Genomic DNA, 2,259 nt, shown 5'->3' with positions numbered 1-2,259 from the left:
GTCTGCCCGGATGCGACACTTGAAGTGTCCATCCTCGCAGTATCCGGTTCTCAAGGTGCACGCTTTGCGGCTCATCCGGTCCGACCGGGCCGCGCGGCAAGGAGATATATTGCCAGACCGGAGGGGCCCCGGGGGCGGGAATCTGGGCGTACACATTTCCTACACATATAAGTACTCTCGGCTGGCTGGTTAAAAACAGGAGGGGACCTCGCATCCGAGATCCCCTCTTTCGCCCATCTATAGCAATAGACTCTTAAATACCTTATGCCAGCAGCTTGCGACCGGACTCCTCAATCGCGTCAAGTGCTGCATCTGCCTCGGCGGCATCCGCGCCCTTAGCGAAGATGTACAGCTTAATCTTGGGCTCGGTGCCGGAAGGACGAACAATACCCTTGTTGCCGCCCTCAAGATCGAACTCAATTACGTTAGCCTTCGGCAGGCCGTTCACGCAGGTGTTGTAATCCACGACGGCCTCAATCTTGGAACCGGCGAGCTCCGCGGGCGGGTTCTCGCGCAGACCAGCCATGATGCCGGCCATCTTTGCCGCACCCTCAGCGCCCGGATAGCTTAGCGAAATCGTCTTGTTGTGATAGTAGCCATACTTCTCGTACAACTCGTGCATCGCATCGGCAAGGTTCTTGCCCTGGAGCTTATAATACTGCGCCATCTGGCAAATCAGAAGCGAAGTGCTGACGGCGTCCTTGTCGCGCACGTGGTCGCCGGCCAGATAGCCGTAGCTCTCCTCAAAACCGAAGATAAAGCGATCGACCTCGCCAGCATCGGAAAGAGAAGTAATGATGTCGCCGATGTACTTGAAGCCCGTCAGGCAGCGGCGGAGCTCAAAACCGTACTCGTCGGCCAGAGCGTCAACCATGGCAGAAGAAACGATAGTAGTAACGGCAACCTTCTTAGTAAGGTCCTCACCGCGGGCAGCACGGGTCTTGCAGATATAGTCGAGCAGCAGAACGCCCATCTCATTGCCGGTCAGCAGCAGATAGTCATCGCCATTCTTAACGGCAACGCCAACACGGTCGGCGTCGGGATCGGTTGCAAGCAGCAAATCAGGGTGAACCTGCTCGCAGAGATCGATGCCCTTCTGCATGGCCTGACGGATCTCGGGGTTAGGATACGGGCAGGTCGGGAAATCGCCGTTAGGCTCCTTCTGCTCGGGAACAACCGTGACATCGGTGATGCCAGCGCGCTCGAGCACCGTCGTGACGGGAATGAGGCCGGTGCCGTTGAGCGGAGTGTAGACGAGCTTAAGCGGAGCGCCAGCGATCTCCTCGGTAGAAAGGTTAGTCACGCCGCGGGCGAGAACGGCGTCGTAATAACGCTCGAGGCACGAGTCGTCGATCCATTTGACCAGACCCTGCTCAAGAGCCTCATCGAAGTCCATGGACTTCACGCCGGTGAACGTATCGGTCTCGGCGATAGCCTTAGAAATTGCATCGGCGGCCTCGCTAGTAATCTGGCAGCCGTCGGGGCCATAGGCCTTATAGCCGTTATAAGGCGCCGGATTATGACTAGCGGTCATGCAAATGCCACCGGAGCACTTAAGGTCGCGGACGGCCCAGGAGAGCGTCGGCACAGGAGAAATCTTGGGATACACGAGGGCAGTCACGCCGTTTGCTGCAAGAATGGCAGCCGTCGTCTTGACGAACAGCTCACCTTTATTGCGGCTATCACGAGCGATGGCGACCGTCGGATGCTCGAAGGTTGCATTGAGGTAGTCAGCGAATCCCTGGGTCGCACGACCGACCGTATAGATATTCATACGGTTAGTGCCCGCACCGATAGTGCCGCGAAGGCCGGCAGTACCGAAGGCGAGATCCTGGAAGAAAGCGTCGGTGATGGCGTCCTCGTCACCCTGCTCCTTCATCGTGTTAAGCTCAGCGAGGAGCTCCTCGTCCTTGACATTGGCAATCCAAGTATCAAGCAGCTCATGAACATCTGCCATGTGAGTCCTTCCGTCACAATCAATAAAACGACCCGTGTAAAACAGGACAAGCGCAGCAGTGCGCTAAAGCAAATATTAGTCCATTGAGAACAAAGAACCGACCAAAGAACGGTGAACGTTTATATTCACCGGTGGATGATTGGATTGATTTAATTGCTTAGTGAATGCCGCCTTTAACGCAAAAAGGGGGAGGCCGCGAGGCCTCCCCCTTCTCAGTTCAAGCGTACGGCTCGGTGCCGTCCACCGGTCAGCGGCGCCCTGGCCTCCCACGGGCTGACCCCGCAGTACTCTCGGCGCGATGG

1 protein-coding gene is annotated in these 2,259 nt (G+C 57.0%); it reads right to left on the bottom strand.

The window, feature by feature from the left end:
* Nucleotides 1-262: 262 nt before the first annotated feature.
* Nucleotides 263-1,957: a phospho-sugar mutase gene (locus AAAX35_RS09520; RefSeq protein ID WP_225094043.1), complete on the bottom strand. Its 1,695-nt coding sequence runs from the start codon at nt 1,955-1,957 to the stop codon at nt 263-265.
* Between the last annotated feature and the right edge of the window lie 302 nt (nt 1,958-2,259).

It is taken from the genome of Collinsella sp. CLA-ER-H11 (assembly GCF_040092445.1).
Taxonomy (GTDB): domain Bacteria; phylum Actinomycetota; class Coriobacteriia; order Coriobacteriales; family Coriobacteriaceae; genus Collinsella.
Note: the sequence above shows the minus strand (reverse complement) of the source record. Positions and strands in the feature narration are given on the sequence as shown.